Origin of the sequence: Pseudomonas sp. 32_A, from assembly GCF_017490905.1 — a bacterium.
In the GTDB taxonomy this organism is placed as follows: domain Bacteria; phylum Pseudomonadota; class Gammaproteobacteria; order Pseudomonadales; family Pseudomonadaceae; genus Aquipseudomonas; species Aquipseudomonas inefficax.
Genome location: NZ_JAFGYI010000042.1, coordinates 1 through 16255 on the forward strand (window position 1 = coordinate 1; position 16255 = coordinate 16255).

The following is a 16255-nucleotide window of genomic DNA, read 5'->3' on the forward strand; positions in this document are numbered from 1 at the left end:
GGGTATCCGGCACCAGGGCGCGACGCAGCGGCAGGATCGGCAGGCCCTGGCGCTCGCAGGACATGCACTGGTCGTGCGGCAGCGCGGCTTCGGCGACTGCAATGGCAATACGTTGGCTGATGGTCATGAGCGATCCTTGTGTTGGACAGGTCCTTGACGGCCTCTGAACACTAACGGGGAATCGCTTTCCAGAGAGGCATTGGGCTTCCTAAAAGCTTGTAGGAAACGTCTCTGAATAACGGGTGTGCTCAGTATGTGGCCATGATCAGTACCCCGGCCTTTTGTGCCACCTGTCGAACCCAAGGCACTGCTGATGCTGTTTTCCGTCCGATCTGTATGCGCGACCAACGCGCAAACCCAGGAGAACTTCCATGGCAAACGATCAGAAAGACCCCGGCCTCGAGCAAACCGAATCCCAGCCCGGCAGCGGTAACGGAGAGGTCCCACTACCTTCGGATGACGAAGGCCCGATCGAGGAAGAGATGGAGGACGTGCAGGCCAACAATTCGGTTTCTGCCGAGCACCCGCAGCCTCGCTGACGGGATTTGCCTGGAGCGAATGCGGTTCACACCTTTCTTGCGAGGTATGCAGCGATGAGCCCCGACCCCAATGCACAAGGCGGCACGAACCCGGACATGCCCACTTCACCCGACCCGGCCGTTGACCCTGACCGCCCGACCATACCCGACCCTGACGACGACCCGCTCATGAACGAAGAGGAGGGTGGTGGTTGGCAGGAGGAAGACAGCTTGGCTGATGACGGCAGGCAAAGCGTGGAGCAGCCTGCGGTAGACCTGGATCAGCGCAGGTAATGACCATTGATAGGGCATAGCCCTGTGGGAGCGGGTTTACCCGCGAAGCATCCAGCGCGGTGGCTGGCACCGGCTGCGCCGGTGTTCGCGGGTGAACCCGCTCCCACAGGTACGGTGGCTGCCTTGAAGGTTGTGGTGATCCTGTGGCTGCCTTGATGGCTGTAGTGATCCTGTAGGAGCTGGCTTGCCTGCGATGGGCTGCGCAGCAGCCCCAATGGACACAGCGCTAGCATGCGCCGGCGTATCACCCCCGTCGCAACGCAGCCGCCAGCCCCACGGTCAGGATCACGGCACAAAGCATGGCCAGGCTGATGGCAATTGCGACACCCCAGGCATCGAGCAGCCCTGCCAATACCAGATAAAACGCGATCACCCCCACCGCCCCGATCGCATTGCCCCGCACCATCGCCGCCATCCCTGCACGGCCATTCTGCACATGGGCGAACACCACCAGCGGCCAGGCAATCACCGGGATCGGCGCCAGCATCCCGCTGGCCGCGGGGCCCAGCCAGTTGGCCAGGCTTGTGATGACCATCAGCAACGAAGTGGCAGACACCATGCGCAGAGGGATCTCCCAAAACCGCTGTCGTGGCCGGGCCAGGGCATCCGGCCTGGGCTCGCGGCCGCTGGCGCGTATCAGCACGCCGATCAGCACCAGCGCCAGGGCAATCGACAGGTACTGGTTGCCCCCATGGGTAAACGCATAGGCCGTTACACCATAGAACAGCATCGCCAGCAATACGGCCGGGCCGATGCCGAGCCTGCGTGTGGCGAACAGGTAGAAGGTGTACGTAGCCTGCACCGCCGCCAGGCCACCCAGCGCGCCGGGCACCGCCCCCAGGGCAAAGGCCGTGCCCTGTTCCAGGCACAGGAATGTCATTACCAGTGCCGAGGTGATCGGCAGGCCGGACAGCAACCCGCCGAGCAGGCCACCCCAGCGACGCGAGGCGAGGGAGATGGCCCACATCAGGAGAGGGGTAACGATCAGCTTGAGGTAGAACAGGGTCATCGCAGCGCTATCCAGGTGTGCGAAAGGTGCGCCCGCCGTAGGCATTGGGTGGGGCGCAGATGAATCAACCGCGGCTGGCCTCCAGCGCCTGGGCCAGGTCGGCAATGATGTCGTCGCTGTGCTCGATGCCGATCGACAGGCGCACCATGTCCCGTGGCACGCCGGCCTTTTCCAGTTCCTCGTCGTTGAGCTGGCGGTGGGTGGTGGAGGCGGGGTGGCAGGCCAGCGACTTGGCGTCGCCAATGTTCACCAGGCGCACCACCAGCTGCAACGCATCGATGAAGCGCGCACCAGCCGCCTGGCCACCCTTGATGCCGAACGACAGGATCGACGCCGGCTTGCCGCCAGTGTAGCGCTGGGCCAGTGCATGCTCGGGGTGGTCAGGCAGCCCTGCATATTTCACCCACGCCACCTGCTCGTGGGCTTGCAGGTAACGGGCTACCTTAAGCGCGTTCTCGGTGTGGCGCTCCATGCGCAGGGCCAAGGTTTCCAGGCCTTGCAGGATCAGGAAGGCGTTGAACGGCGACAGCGCGGCACCGGTGTTGCGCAACGGCACCACGCGGCAGCGGCCGATGAAGGCGGCGGGGCCGAAGGCTTCGGTGTAGGTGACGCCATGGTAGGACGGGTCGGGGGTGTTGAGCAGGGCGAAGCGTTCCTTGTTGTCGGCCCAGGGGAACTTGCCGGAGTCGATGACGATGCCGCCGATGCTGGTGCCGTGGCCGCCGATATATTTGGTCAGCGAATGCACGACGATATCGGCACCATGCTCGAACGGCCGGCACAGCACCGGGGTAGCCACGGTGTTGTCGACGATCAGCGGCACCCCATGGCGGTGGGCGGCCTCGGCGAGCGCGGCGATGTCGACGATATTACCGGCAGGGTTGCCGATGGACTCGCAAAACACCGCCTTGGTGCGTGAATCGATCAATGCTTCCAGGGCGGCGATGTCGTCATGGGCGGCGAAGCGGGTGTGGATGCCCATGCGCGGCAGGGTGTGGGCCAGCAGGTTGTAGGTGCCGCCGTACAGCTTGGCCACCGAGACAATGTTGTCGCCGGCCTCGGCGACGGTCTGGATGGCATAGGTGATGGCCGCCATGCCCGAGGCCACCGCCAGCGCGCCGACCCCGCCTTCCAGGGCGGCCATGCGCTGCTCAAGCACGTCGTTGGTGGGGTTCATGATGCGCGAGTAGATGTTGCCGGCCACCTTCAGGTCGAACAGGTCGGCGCCGTGCTGGGTGTCGTCGAAGGCGAAGGAGGTGGTCTGGTAGATCGGTACGGCCACTGCCCGGGTGGTCGGGTCGTGGCTGAAGCCTGCGTGGATGGCGAGGGTTTCCAGCTTCATGCAATCGTTCCTTGAGCGTGGGTGGAGCGACCGAGCATGTGGCGGGGGGAGGGTGTGGGTCAAGCGTGAGCGCGCGATGGGGCTGCCCGGCGGTAGCCCCTCGCGTTCAAGGTGCTTCTACTGGTCCTGTCGGCGCACGTGCATCACCCACTGGCCTGCATACCAGGCGCCGCCTACCGCGATCAGGCCCGCTACTGCGCGCCAGTCACGGAAGAACAGCCGCATCGCATTGATGGTGGGCGGTGCGTCGCTGCTGCGGACGAAGATGCGGATGCGAGAGGGTTGTGGTGCGGGATCGGTCTCCTCGCTGCGGTGCTGCAGCTGCGACGCCGGGCGCAGGCCCTCCTGGATGATCAGGTAGTCACGCCCCTGCTGCTCCACGCGGGCGTTGATGTTGCCCTTCTTCAACTGTTCGACCAGGCCCTTGGTGACGCTTTCGATTTGTCGATCCATGGTATGGACGAAGTTCAACAACTGGGCGCCAGTCACATTGGGCTCGGCGAGAAACGCCAGCGGGCCGGCGTCGATGGTGGCGATGTCGATGGGTTTGTTCATTTTCAGCTCCTTGCCGAATCCGGCGACAACCAGGCCGGCGCGTTGCAGCGCGCCGGCCGCAGGCTCAGGCGTGTTCGAGAACCCTGCCAAGGCGTTCCTGGCGGGCAGCGATCAACCGTTGGGTAGCCTCGTAGGACACCTTGGTCACCTGGGTGTAGGTGAGCGTCAGCTTGATATTGGCGCCATCCATGCGCGCAGTAGCGGTTGCGCAGTTCATGCCACTGGGGAACTGGATCTGCATTGGGCCGACTACGACGTTGCTGCTGATGACTTCACCCAGCTGTACCTTCTGGAACAGCCCCAGGTAATACGTGGGCGTCACCTTGAACTGGGCCTGGCCGCCACCGACCACATCCGGCTTGAACACCGAACCCTGGCCGCTCATGCCGATACCCAGGTTGGCAGGCAAGTTCGACTTGTTGTTGATCTGGATGCTGTCTCCAGGCGCCGAGCCGCTACCCAATACCAGTTGCTGGACGTTGTCCTTGAACACACAGTCCCAGACCGATCCGAGCTGCGTCGACAGTGTCTGGCTGGCCTTGTACACCCCAACGCCACCGACCTGCCGATAATTGGCGATCACCACGTTGTAGTCGATGGTCCACTCCACCCCGCTGAAGCCCTGGGTGGGCACGGTGGTCTGCTTCCACGACACGCTGTCGAGCCCTACCGAGCTTGGCAAGGTCTGGTAGACCGCGAGGGTCCAGGTATCGTTGGTCTGGTTGTCGAAGTCTACATAGTAGTCAGTGCTCATGATGCTCTCCTTGTCATGTGGGCCGAGCGTGTGGGGTCACGCGCCCGGCCCAGTGACAGGAGCATCGATCATGCCAGGCTGGTGATTGCTTTCCTTTCAAGCAGTTAGCCCAGAAAGCCGCGGCGCAGGTGGACGTTTTCGTCCACCTTGGGGAACCCATGGCGGACGCATCCGGCCGCCTCAGCCAAGGGCCGCTCTGGCATAGCACAAACGGCTCGGCCGCACCTTCATCCGCACCAGCGACAGCAGAAAGCCGAAGCCACACTGGTTGGGGTCCAGCACCGGTACGTAGCAGCCAAGGTCCTGCTCGATAAGCTTGGACAAGCGCTCGGCGACACCCATGAAGCCGGTACAGCCGAGCAACAGTGCCTGCGCGCCGTCCTCGTTGATGGCAGCCAGCCCGGCTTGCAATGCCTTGACCAGTACCACCTCCACATCACCCAACTGGGCTACCGGGCAGTCGATGGCACGGATCGAGGCAAAATTGATGCTCTGGCCATAATTGGCCACATGGCCGCGTTGCAGGGCCAGGGTGCTCTGCAAGATGGTGATGATGGAAAACCGCTGGCACAACCCCAGGGCACTGAACGCGGAGGTGGGGAAGCCGCCAATGATCGGGATATCGATCACCTCGCGGGCAGGCTCCACGCCGCACATGTCGAAATCGCTCAGCCAGATGCCGTCGAACCCCTGCTGCTCAAGCTGCTGCGCCAGGCGCACCACCGCCAGGGCGTTCTCGGTGAGATTCAGCCGGTTCTGGATACACGGGCTGCCCTGGTCGATATTGAACACCTGAACCTCGACATCCGGGGGCACCACTGGGGCAATCGAGGCCAGCAGGCCCTCGTTGTAGTCGCTGCTGTTGACCGGCGCGAGCACCGCAATACGCAGGCTCATGGTCGTAACTCCTGCAGTTGCTCGATGCTTCGGTAGGCACCCATGTAACCCAGGTCTGCCAGCAACTGCTCGAAGCTCCAAGCGATCAACCCACCGGGTTGGCGTAATGGCGCCGCCGCCTGCCAGCCGATCAGGCAGGCACCGCGCCCGGCATAGCTCGGGTCCAGCGAGCCATCGGCGCGCACCAGGTCGCCGTTGGAGGCCAGTGCCGGCCCCGGGCCTTCGAAGAACCAGGCAATGCTGTCCGGGGCCATGGCCAGCGGTTGCGGCTGGCGCTTGTCCCACAGCAACAGCGACTCGTTCTCGTAGCACAGGCGCAAGCTGCCTTCCGGGCTGTCGAGGTCGATGCGGCCGATGTCAAAGCCGCCCTGGGTAGTCACGCCGGCGTGGCTCAGGCGCGCATTGCGGGCCAGGCAGCGGGCCATAAGGCCGAACTGGCCAAGCCAGTCGAGCACGGCCTGGCAAGTGTGCAGCTGCCCCGCAGCCAGGGCTCTGCCCAGCGCCAGGGCGCGGCTGAGGGTGCCGCGCAGCGGCAGCGCGGAAGGCAGCTGGTCGGGGCTCATGCACCATAGCGCCAGGCCACCGAATTCACCGAACGCCGGCGAGCCGACCACAGGGCGCAACATTTGCTCTGCGATCACATTGGCGTTTTCTGCATACCCCTGGGCCTTGGCTGGCGGCGTCACATCCAGCTCCACCACCAGTCCGCCCTGGCTGACCACGAACGCCGGCCGCGGCGGTATACCGGCAGCCGCGAAGGTGAGCATCGGCAGCGAGGGCACTGCGCGACCGGCGCCGTCCGCATCGACCACCGCCAGGCCCAGCTTGGCAGCGGCCAGGCACGCAACCAGAAAGCCCAGCGCGCCGCTTTCCGGTGGCACGACATAGGCAAGCTCGCGGCCCTGCGCATTCAGGCGCTGGCGCAAGCAATCCAGGGCCTGAATCGGCCCGAGGGGGTACTCGCAACCCCCGATCGTTTCCGGTGCACCCATGTACGCCACTACCGCGGCGTCGCCGGCACGGGCCTCATCCACCGTGACCACCCTGACGCGGTCGTGCGGGTAGAAATCCCCGACCTTGAACGCGGCCAGCAAGTGCCGGGCCGACGCCAAGGTGCCGCCACCACCACTGCCAAAGAAACAACCACCGTTGATCAACGCTTGCAGATCCTTAAGCTCCAGCTCAAACGCCATGATCGTGCTCCTGCTTTCGGGTTGAGGGGTCAGCTCGACAAACGTGCCAGCCAGCTACGCACGGTGCTGGCGGGCGGGTAGTCCAGTTGCGGGTCGAGGCCGCGCAGCGCCCGCACCAGGATCGACTGCACCTGGGCGCCACGCTCGCTGCGTTCGAGCAACCGGGCCAATTCCACGGCGGCGTGCAGCCGCGCCGGCACCACGCCGAGAGTCAGCGCGGTGGACAAGGCGACGCGCAGGGTTGCCTCGGCTTCGCGGTCGTCGCCAATGGCCAGCAGTGCCCGGCCGCGTAACAGCATCAGTTCGCACAGGTAGGCGCGCTCCTGATGGTCCTGGGCCAGGTCCAGGGCGACATCCACCAGTTCCAGGCAGGCCTCCGCACGCCCGCCCAGCAACAGCACTTCGCCGCGCTTCCAGGCCTGGAAGCCATGGAACAACAGGCCGCCGTTACGCAGCACATGCTGCTGGTAGCCTTCGGCAATGGCCTGTTCACCGGCTTCGTACTCACCCGATATGCCCTGGTGATAGCCGCGCAGGATCATGCCCACGCCACGGTAGAAGGAGAACTCGTGGCGCGCACTGAGCAGCTCCAGCTCGCGGGCCAGGTGCCCGAGTGCATCGCGCTCGCCCAGCACTGCAGCGAGCCAGGCTGCGCCCTGCAGGGCGACCGCGCGGTTGAAGGGGTTGTCGACTGCCTGCTCGGCGCGGGACTGCAAGCGGGCCAGCGCCTGGCGCGCCTGGCTGAACAGGCCCAGCTCGAAAGCGGCCAAACCTTCGAAAGTGCGGGCCAGGCCGACCAGGTCCAGCCCCTGGTTCGATGGCCAGCAGGCCTGGTCGTCCTCCAGCAGCCTGCCGCGCGTCAGGCAGGCCAGGCTTTCCTCGAAATCGCCGAGCCAGAACAAGGTGTTGGCCATGGCCAGGTGGGCCTCGATGCGCAGTGCCTCGCCACCGGCGACCTGTGCCTGCTGCAGCATCTGTTGTGCCGTGGCGCGGGCTTCCGCCAGCTCCAGGCCCATCAAAAGGGTGGTCCACAGCCCGAACGACACAGACGCCATCTCCTGCGCCTGGCCTTGGCGCGCGGCCAAGGCCTGGGCGTCCCGATAGCTGGCCAGGCTGGTGATGCTCAACCAGCCTTCGATACTGCGAAAGCTCACCCCCAGTAGCCGGTGCAATTCAAATTGCAAACGCCACAGGTCTTTGCCCTCGTAGACCCGCTCGGCCACTTCCAGGCCTTTCTGCAAAGGGCCCAGGGCGCCGCGAAAGTCAGCCCCGTCGATCAGCTTGCGGCCTTCGGCCAGGTAGCGCTCCACGGTCAGGCGCAAGTCCTGGCGCAACCGGACCCGCCGCTCGATCACCTTGCGATTCACCCCCAACAGCTGCGCTGCAGCACTCTTGTTGCCATTGCAGCGGTTCAGCGCATGCTCTATCAGCAGTGTCTCCACCGCCGCCAGTTTGTCCGGCCCCTCAAGCCCGAGCAGCGCTTCGGCCAGCTCGACGGCAAGCGCAGAGGCGGGCGAGGGCGGTGCCAGCAACTGCTCGAGGGTTTCTCGATCGACCAGTGGTGACGGGGCCAGGGTGCCGATGCGGTCGATCGAATTACGCAGTTCGCGCACATTGCCGGGCCAGTCTCGCTGGCACAATAGCTCCAGCGCTGCGGCATCGAAGTGCAGCGGTCGCCGTTGCTGACGGCAAAAGTGCTCGATCAGGTCCGGGATGTCCTCACGCCGCTCGTTCAGCCCCGGCAGCTCGAGCTCGAATACCGACAAGCGGTAGTACAGGTCTTCGCGAAAGCGTTCCTCGGCCACCAGGCGCTTGAGGTCACGGTGGGTAGCCGCCACCACCCGGCCGCGGAAGTGCCGGCTCTCGCTGCTACCGAGCGGCCGGTACTGCCCGGTTTCCAGCACACGCAGCAGCTTCGGCTGCAGGGCCAGTGGCAGTTCGCCGATCTCGTCGAGGAACAGTGTGCCCGCGCCGGCCATCTGCAGGTGGCCCATGCGCTCGCCAACCGCGCCGGTGAACGCGCCGCGGGCATGGCCAAACAGTTCGGATTCGAGCAATTGCTCGGGGATCGCCCCACAGTTGAGGTCGATGAATGGTTTGCCAGGCGCGCTCAGGCGGTGCAGTTGCTGGGCGATGACTTCCTTGCCGGCCCCGGTCGGGCCGAAGATCAGCACCGGGCGGTCGCTCTGCGCCACCCGTCGCAGCAAGGCGTGTAACGCCTGCATGGCAGGCGAACGGCCAGGCACGCCGTCCTCTTCGCCCGGGCGCGTGGAGTAACGTGGCTCCATGAGAATCCATCCTCGTTGGGGTGAGCCAGGCAATGAGGTATAGCAGAGCGGCGCGGCCGCTGCTGCGTGTACGGGTGGCCATCGGTCAGAACGTCGTAAATGGCGCGCGGGTGCGGCATGGCCGCGCCATTGCCAAGCGCTACAGCATCCGCACCATCTCCCAGAACGATGCCGCCACCCCGGTGATGCTTTCCCCGGCAATCAGCCCCGCTGCGGCCGTGATCGCAAACCGTTCTGTAATGCTCGGCCAACGGCAACCGACCAGCCAGGTAACCACCGCGCCGAGCCCCATCATCATACTGATCGACGCCGGCAGTATGAACGCCAGCCCAAGCGCGCCGGTACTCGGCAGCCAGCGCGCCACCCGTTGCGGCAGCAGGCTGTCCAGCGCGCCCAGCAGTACGCCTGCCGCGCTGCCGGCCACGATCGCCCAGCGCAGCTCCGGCGACAGCGCCCCCAGCCCCTGCATCAGGGTCTGGGCCACGGCCTTCCAGGTCGCCACGGCCGGTGCTGGCCATTGCTCGGTAAGCAGCAGGGTGTGCGGATCGGGAATCAGCACCAGGTACACCAGCACGCCCGCCACGCTGCCGACGAGAATGCCCAGGCATTGTGCAATCAGTTGCTTGTGTGGCGTCGCGCCGATCGCCTGGCCAACCTTGAAGTCATTCATCAGGTCGGTAGCTTGCCCGGCCGCGCCACCGGCAGTGTTGGCACTCATCAGGTTAATGGCTACCTGGCCCGGGGCAACCAGGCCAAAGCTGAGCTGCGACAGCTTGCCGATGGCGCCGATCGGCGCAATACCGGTGGCGCCGACCACGCGCGCGGCGACCACCGCAAGGCATATCGCCAAGGGAATGCTCAGCAGCGCCATCCACCAGTCGATGCCGAACAGCAACGCTTGTAGCGCCACCACCAGCGCAATGGCCAATAACAGCCCGCACGCAGGTGCCAGGGAGAACCGCCCAAGGGTGTGCGCTGCCCGATTTGCCTGCAGCTCGGCGGGCCTTTGCCGGGGCATTTGCAACAGGCGAACCGACAATGAAGTCAGGGTCGCGCATACCATCAGGCTCACGCCCGGCCACAATAGCCATTCCACCAGCGCGGCGAACTGTGGGCCGCTGGCGTTCGGGGCCAGCACCACCAGGGCGTGGTCGATCAGCCACGGTGCCAGCCCGCCCCAGGCCAGCGCGGCGCCGAACAGCAGCGTCAAGCCCACGCGGATGCCGATGATGCCGCCGAAGCCGACCAGCATCAGCGAAGGATCGAGCGTGAAGGTCAGGCGCTCGAGCGCAGGCGAGGGTGCCCAGCGCGGTATCGCCCAGACGAACCCGTCAATCCACTTCACCAGCCCCGACAGCAACGCGGCACTGCACAGCACCTTGATCCGCATCATGGCTTCGTGGCCGTGGTGGTAGATCTGCTGCAATGTCTCCAAGGTCGCCATACCCTCGGGGAACTTCAGGCCATGGTCGTCGAGCAAGGCGGGGCGCAGATACCAGGCGATCCAGATGCCCAGGAAGCTCACGGAAAACACCCAGGCCATCATCGGCAGCGGGTCCAGCTGGTGACCGGTGAGCAGGGTATAGGCGGGGATCGGCGCGACCAGCCCGCCGGAAACGATCGACGCGGCGGCCGAGGCCACTGTCTGGTTGATGTTGCTTTCGTGCAACGTCCAGGCGGGCCGGCCCTTGCTGCGCCCCGCCAGGCCCTGCCACAGCGCGAAGCCGACCAGCAAGGCGATGATCGACATGTTGAACGACCAGCCGATCCGAAGGCCCGCGTACACATTCGAGGGCGTCAGCAGAATGCCCAGCGCTACGCCGGTGAGCACCGCCCGCAGGCTCAGTTCACGTTCGATGCGAACCGGGGGAAGGGCGGCGGACGGGGCAGGTCTCATGGCAATCCCTTGACGCAGTGGTAAGCGCGCTTTGCACAACTGAGCCCCTGCTGCCGCAAAGGTTCACTGTTGCTTGCGGTTGTGCAGGCTGCTTACCAACAGGTACATCGTGCTTGTCCGCCCTGGCGACTCACTGGGTCAGTATTTCGACATACTGACGATAGAGAGCCTCCTTCTGCGCTGGCGACATGTTTTCCGCAGGTACGTACTCGCTGAAAATGATCCCGGTATAGTCCGGGAAGCTGGCCTCCGTCAGGCGCTCCAGCGGCAAGTTGAGCAGGGCTTCGTCTACAGCTTCGATAAACTTCTCAAGGCTGACTGGCTCGCCTTCACTGCTCAGCTCCACCCACACAGCACCCTGTTGAAAGACAGTGCTATCCCACGCGCCCCTGAACAGGTACTGCGCCAGCAGTTTCAGTGCGTGGTCATTCCACAGGCGGTAGGTTTTGTATTTTTCCTCATACTCATCACATACGCGACCGACGATATCCTGGAACGTCAGGCCCAGTTTGCCTGTGTTGCATCGCAGGCGGAAGTCATCCTCTTCTTGCGTAAACCCGACTTCGTTCTTCACGGGGTGAGAGGTGCACAGTTTGAGCGCCACTGCATAGGAACTACCGATCAGGCGATCATCATTTCGACCCATGCTGGCAACATTTCGCACGATGAGCCTGGCGAGGTAGTCGAGCAGTTCCTTGACGATATAGTCCCGCTTTTTCCTGGCCCAGGCCTCATCGTAAACAGGCTGCCGACCGTCATACACGACGTTGCCCGGAGTGCCTGGCTCCAGCAGCCGCTCGAAGCGAGCCAGCGGTAAGCCAAGGCCGTAGGCTTCCTCGAAATTGCGCAGCCCTTGCTTTATGTCCTCGATCAGTTGGTCGCGTTCGGCGATCTGATACTCGTCCAGGCCATGATCGGCGCCGTATTTCATTCCATTGCCTCGGTTGTCGAAGGGGCCAGAGTTGGTCGTGCGGCAAAATACTATCACCGAGTAGACCGGGGCAGGATAGCCCTTCAGCGTTGGCAATGCTGCTGTCGCAGCCCATGCGTACGCTTGCCGAAGCCAGCATAAATTGGCACTCTGCGTTGCAATATCAAAAAGATATCATGCAGTGTTCCAGGCCCTGTGCATGGACGCTTCGATAAAAGGGATTTCCCATGCCGCACGCTGTAAAAACGATCACTCAGGCGCTGGACGAAGCACGCGCCTTGATGGCCGATTGGGTCGTACCAGAAGGCGCCAGTGACGCCGATACATTGGGTGAGCTCGTCGGGGTGCTGGATAACCGCACCCTGAACAACGCAATGCGCACGCTGTGCGCGCCATTCCACCAGGGTATCAACCGCAAACTTCTGGCCCCGCGTTACAAAGTCGCCTTCGACCTGCTGCACAAATACGGGGTGATGGTTGACCCTGGCTCGCTCAGCGATGAGGTCATCGAGCGCCTTTATCCGCGGGTCAACTACCCCCGCTTCAGCTACGGGCAGACCTTGCGTGAATGGAGCGACGCGGTGCTGGGGGAGGGTGAGCAGGTGCAGTTCTTCCTGCCGCAGGCACCGCGTCGCAATACGCACCTGGCTACCGTGCAGTTTCTCAGTGATGACATTCGCGAGCTGACCGATGCGTTGGTCAAGGCCGCCTGTTCGGCTGATGAGGCAGAGGTGGAAGCCGCTGTCGAGGACAGTGCCTATGAGCCGGAAGTGCGAGCGGAGCCGTCGTCGGGGCTTGCCACCGAGGCTCAGGACATTACTTCGGGCGCGCGGCGTGGCATCAACACCCTTATTGCCTTGGGCGAAGAGGCCGAGGAGCGCTGGTCGCCCGCCATGCGCGAGTGCATTGCCGCGGTGAGAAAGGATCACGAACGAGATGATGAGGCCGACACCCTGGAGGTGATGGTCGAGCTGGTCGACCGTCTTGACAGGCTGGCGCGTGAGGCCCGCAGGCTTCTTCAAGAGCGCGGCACAGCTGCAAATTGACGGCTTTTCGTCCCGACACGCCGCAGTGGTGAAGAAGCAGATCGAAGCCCGCTCGCGGGCGATGCTGGCACTTGTCTTGGCTTACTGCGGGTTCCGGTCAGTTAAGTAAATTGGGGCTGTTTTGCGGCCCTTCGCGGGCTTGCCCGCTCCCACAGGTATAGTCTGGAGTCAGAATGCGCACGGTTCCTGTGGGCGCCTTGAGCAAGAGTATCTCCCCAGAACACCAGTAGAACTCGCCATCAGAGAGTGGGCGATGTGAGCGATGCGCTGTGCGCAGGTAATCTGGTTCGGGTGCACCCTCTTGCATTGCGTTGCCGAATCAAGTGAAATTAGTTAAGTTATCTAAATTCGATAACTTTCTTAATCTCGGTATAAGTCATGGACCCGATCGCTAATCCCTATTCCCCGGGAGCAGGCGCGCCGCCGCCGGCATTGGCTGGTCGCGACGCATTGCTCAAGCAAGTAAGCATCGCAATCGCCCGCATTCGCCGGGGCCGGGCGGCGAAGAGCGTGCTGATGGTCGGCTTGCGCGGCGTGGGCAAGACTGTACTGCTCGAAAAAATGCGCATTGAAGCCGAGGCCGAGGGCGTTCATGCCATACGCATGGAGGCGCCGGAAAACCGTTCGCTACCCGCACTGTTGGCGCCTCAACTGCGCTTGGCGCTGCTTCGCCTGAGCCGGGTGGAAGCGGCTCGGGACCTGGCTCAACGGGGGTTGCGAGCCCTTGCCGGTTTTGCAAAGTCGTTGAAGGTTGCCTACGCGGACATAGAAGTAGGCCTGGACCTGGAGCCGGAACCTGGCCTGGCTGATAACGGTGACCTGGAAGGCGACCTGGCGACCTTGCTGGAGGAGGCCGGCAAGGCCGCACAGCGCGCCGACACGGCGCTGGTGATGTTCATCGACGAGTTGCAGTACGTTGCCGAAGATCAGTTGGCCGCGTTGATTACAGCCTTGCATCGCTGTGCCCAGGGCCAGTTACCTGTCACGCTGGTTGGGGCTGGCCTGCCTCAATTGCGCGGCCGTTGTGGTAACGCGAAATCCTATGCGGAGCGACTGTTCGATTTCCCTGAGATCGGCCCGCTTGCTCCTGAGGCCGCAAGGTTTGCGGTAGTACGGCCTGCAGAAGATGAAGGCGTGGAATTCGAAGAGGCGGCGCTGGGAAGTGTGCTGGCACATTCACAGGGCTATCCCTACTTCCTGCAGGAGTGGGGCAAGCATTCATGGGATGTAGCCTCGCAGAGCCCCATCACCAGCGCCGATGTCGAGACCGCTTCAGAGCAGGCGATTGCCACACTGGATGAGAGCTTCTTCCGGGTGCGCTTTGACCGCCTGACGCTTGCGGAAAAGAAGTACCTGCGTGGCATGGCGGATCTGGGTGCTGGTCCGCATCGCTCTGGGGATATTGCGGCGCGCCTGGAGCGGAAGGTTTCCACGCTCGCGCCGTTGCGTAGTGCATTGATCGATAAAGGGATGATCTATAGCCCGAACCACGGTGATACGGCGTTCACGGTACCGCTCTTCGATGAGTTCATGCGACGCATCATGCCGGGCGATGATTGGCGGATGGCGTAGGCAGCAGATCTAGCCTTGTGGCGACTGCTCTTGCAACACCTCGCATACCTGAACATTCAGCTTCACAAACTCATCCCAGCCATACCGGTTGGCGTAGTGCAGCTCATATTGCCGATCCACCCGGCATATATCGGGCCTGTCGTTGTAGATCGTGCAGCGCCTGCCGGGCATGTCATGATGTCGACAGGTGCCGTCCCCCCGGTCGAGGAAGCGCGTTTCCTCGGCCAGGTGAACGTTTCGGCAGCACAGGCCGCACTGGTTACACGGAAACGGCTGCATCCTTACACCAGCGAGGCCAGCCAGTCGCGAGTGCTCGCACTGTTGCCCATTTCAAACGGCAGCTCGATGTTGCGCTTGGCGACCTCTGCTTTCAGCACCATGCCGCGCTGCAGTTCATCGTTGCACGCTATCAGTGTCAGCGAAAACGCTTCAAGTTCATCAGCATCCAGGTTGAACTCAAGCTTGCCCAGCTCGGTCAGGTAACGGTCCAGCTCTGCGTTTACCGACTCGAAGTGCTTGACCACGCCGGCGTGGGGCATGATCGACTCGATGAAGGCCCAAAGCTTGTGGGCCACTGGGCTGTGCAGCAGGAAGTAGTTCAGGCCCAGGGTGACCACGCCGGTGACCAGTGCGCTGGCAAACGCCACCAGTTCACCGCCGAACGGGAAGCTGCACAGTGGCAGCAGTTGGGCATGCACCATGGTGCCCACCACAGTGGCGGCGCCGAGGGACATCAAGCTGGTAACGGCCTTGCAGAGGTCGACGAAGCCCAGTTGTTCGGGGTTGAAGATCATCAGTTTGATGGCCTTGACCAACTGGCCCCAGACCTCGCGGATGATCTTGACTGCCATGACCTTGGTCGTGGCGAACACATTGAACAGCGTGGTGGTCGCGCTGGCCATGACGCCAGCGAAAACACCATCCTTGAAACCGATGAGAAAGTCCGTGAAGCGTTTTTGCACGCGCGTCCAGATGCCTTTCAAGGTGCTGTTGACGCTGTCGATGAAGGTTTCGAAGTCGAACTTGTGCTTGAGTTTTTCAAGCAGCGCCGGCACCTGCCCGCGCAATTCGAACCACACTTCGGCCAGCACCAGGCCAAGCATCTGGCGGGCACCCATTTTCAGGCCTGCATCCAGCGACGCGCAAGCGCTCTGCTTCCAGAACTTGCTGCTGGTGTAGTAGGCGCGGTTGATCTGTTCGTTGTAGGGCGCCCGGGCAGCCTCGTCCCGTTTACGCATCTCATCGGGGTCGATGGCCTTCAACGTTTCGATCTTGTTTTCGTCTTTGCGAATCTGATCTTCCAGCACGCGTGCGTTGTGCTGTTGCTCGGGGGTGTCACGCGGCAAGGTAGCCAGGCGTGCTCGGTCCTTTGCCAGTTTGGTTTCGCTTCTGCCGATCAGCTCGGGCAAATCGCGGAGGTAGTCGTTGATAGGCGTCTGGCCTTTCGACTTGTTGATGCTCTCGTGGGTCGTTTGCAGGTTGCTGCTTTGGTTCGCCAGCTCGACACCGTCTAGCCCGGCCAGCACGCGGCCGGCATCGTCATGAATTTCCTTGGCACTGATAACGTGATCAAGGTTGCGCTTCTGGGCTGCAGTCAACGTGGTGTTGCGGTAAGGGTCGTGAAGTTCGCCAGCCAGGTGGGTGGCTTTGTCCCTGCGCCCTGTCTCGATGTAGTTTTCGTGCTGATGGTACGGATCCGGGTTGTAGTCGCCGCGCTTTTCAAAGCGTTGCTTTTCCTGCTCCGTTGCCCAAACGCCATTGCGTGCATTGTGGATGGTGTCCACCTCGCCGCCGTGTTTGTCCTGGAACAAAAGAAAGTCCAGGCCAAAACTGGTGGCCAGGCTGGTGACTACGGTTTTCTCGAGCTCTTCAGCCCAGGGATAGTCTCGCGCTGCGGCGTGCATGTTCGGATCCATGAAAATCGAAAAGGGGGAGGAGGGGAAGGCGAGCCTTCCCCGG

General features: G+C 63.2%; 15 protein-coding genes. 4 read left to right on the forward strand and 11 right to left on the reverse strand.

The features are described 5' to 3' along the window. The first annotated feature begins 371 nt into the window (after nt 1–371). Together J5M58_RS21230 and J5M58_RS21235 are read left to right on the forward strand one after the other, a co-directional pair. Complete coding sequence (locus J5M58_RS21230; RefSeq protein ID WP_207879485.1) at nt 372–539, forward strand: hypothetical protein; 168 nt, start codon at nt 372–374, stop codon at nt 537–539. 96 nt (nt 540–635) lie between these two features. After that, nucleotides 636–812 (forward strand): hypothetical protein, encoded by a 177-nt coding sequence (locus tag J5M58_RS21235; protein WP_181457340.1) that lies wholly within the window; start codon nt 636–638, stop codon nt 810–812. A 244-nt stretch (nt 813–1056) separates the two neighbouring features. On the opposite strand, the gene J5M58_RS21240 is transcribed toward J5M58_RS21235, so the two are convergent. From J5M58_RS21240 to J5M58_RS21280, 9 genes are all read right to left on the reverse strand, one after another. Beyond that, complete coding sequence (locus J5M58_RS21240; protein ID WP_112252279.1) at nt 1057–1821, reverse strand: hypothetical protein; 765 nt, start codon at nt 1819–1821, stop codon at nt 1057–1059. A gap of 64 nt (nt 1822–1885) precedes the next feature. Further along, nucleotides 1886–3163, reverse strand: a complete 1278-nt coding sequence (locus tag J5M58_RS21245) for a bifunctional O-acetylhomoserine aminocarboxypropyltransferase/cysteine synthase (RefSeq protein WP_112252278.1) — start codon at nt 3161–3163, stop codon at nt 1886–1888. 117 nt (nt 3164–3280) lie between these two features. Further along, nucleotides 3281–3718, reverse strand: a complete 438-nt coding sequence (locus tag J5M58_RS21250) for a hypothetical protein (protein ID WP_207879487.1) — start codon at nt 3716–3718, stop codon at nt 3281–3283. A gap of 64 nt (nt 3719–3782) precedes the next feature. After that, nucleotides 3783–4472, reverse strand: coding sequence for a hypothetical protein (locus J5M58_RS21255; protein ID WP_112252277.1), 690 nt, complete (start codon nt 4470–4472; stop codon nt 3783–3785). Between the two features lie 180 nt (nt 4473–4652). Further along, nucleotides 4653–5369 (reverse strand): aspartate/glutamate racemase family protein, encoded by a 717-nt coding sequence (locus J5M58_RS21260; protein WP_207879489.1) that lies wholly within the window; start codon nt 5367–5369, stop codon nt 4653–4655. Further along, nucleotides 5366–6562: a DUF917 family protein gene (locus J5M58_RS21265; RefSeq protein WP_207879491.1), complete on the reverse strand. Its 1197-nt coding sequence runs from the start codon at nt 6560–6562 to the stop codon at nt 5366–5368. Before J5M58_RS21265 ends, J5M58_RS21260 begins: the two co-directional genes overlap by 4 nt. 29 nt (nt 6563–6591) lie before the next feature. Next, on the reverse strand, nt 6592–8850 hold the full coding sequence (locus J5M58_RS28335) for a sigma 54-interacting transcriptional regulator (protein WP_207879493.1): 2259 nt from the start codon (nt 8848–8850) through the stop codon (nt 6592–6594). 139 nt (nt 8851–8989) lie between these two features. Next, nucleotides 8990–10747 carry an OPT family oligopeptide transporter gene (locus J5M58_RS21275; protein WP_112252273.1) on the reverse strand — a complete coding sequence of 586 codons (1758 nt, stop codon included), beginning with the start codon at nt 10745–10747 and terminating at the stop codon, nt 8990–8992. A 130-nt stretch (nt 10748–10877) separates the two neighbouring features. After that, nucleotides 10878–11678 carry a hypothetical protein gene (locus J5M58_RS21280; protein WP_207879495.1) on the reverse strand — a complete coding sequence of 267 codons (801 nt, stop codon included), beginning with the start codon at nt 11676–11678 and terminating at the stop codon, nt 10878–10880. A gap of 227 nt (nt 11679–11905) precedes the next feature. Between J5M58_RS21280 and J5M58_RS21285 the strand changes: the two genes are divergently transcribed. Further along, the gene (locus J5M58_RS21285; protein ID WP_243432441.1) at nt 11906–12724 is read left to right on the forward strand and encodes a hypothetical protein; all 819 of its coding nucleotides are present in this window, start codon (nt 11906–11908) and stop codon (nt 12722–12724) included. A 378-nt stretch (nt 12725–13102) separates the two neighbouring features. Continuing rightward, nucleotides 13103–14296, forward strand: a complete 1194-nt coding sequence (locus tag J5M58_RS21290; protein ID WP_207879497.1) for an ATP-binding protein — start codon at nt 13103–13105, stop codon at nt 14294–14296. A 9-nt stretch (nt 14297–14305) separates the two neighbouring features. Here J5M58_RS21290 and J5M58_RS28470 read toward each other — a convergent pair whose 3' ends face one another. Both J5M58_RS28470 and J5M58_RS21295 read right to left on the reverse strand, forming a co-directional pair. Continuing rightward, a complete protein-coding gene (locus J5M58_RS28470; RefSeq protein WP_353844723.1) occupies nt 14306–14575 on the reverse strand; it encodes a YkgJ family cysteine cluster protein in 270 nt (89 codons plus the stop codon). Nucleotides 14576–14577: 2 nt separating this feature from the next. Next, nucleotides 14578–16200, reverse strand: a complete 1623-nt coding sequence (locus J5M58_RS21295) for a hypothetical protein (protein WP_112252269.1) — start codon at nt 16198–16200, stop codon at nt 14578–14580. Between the last annotated feature and the right edge of the window lie 55 nt (nt 16201–16255).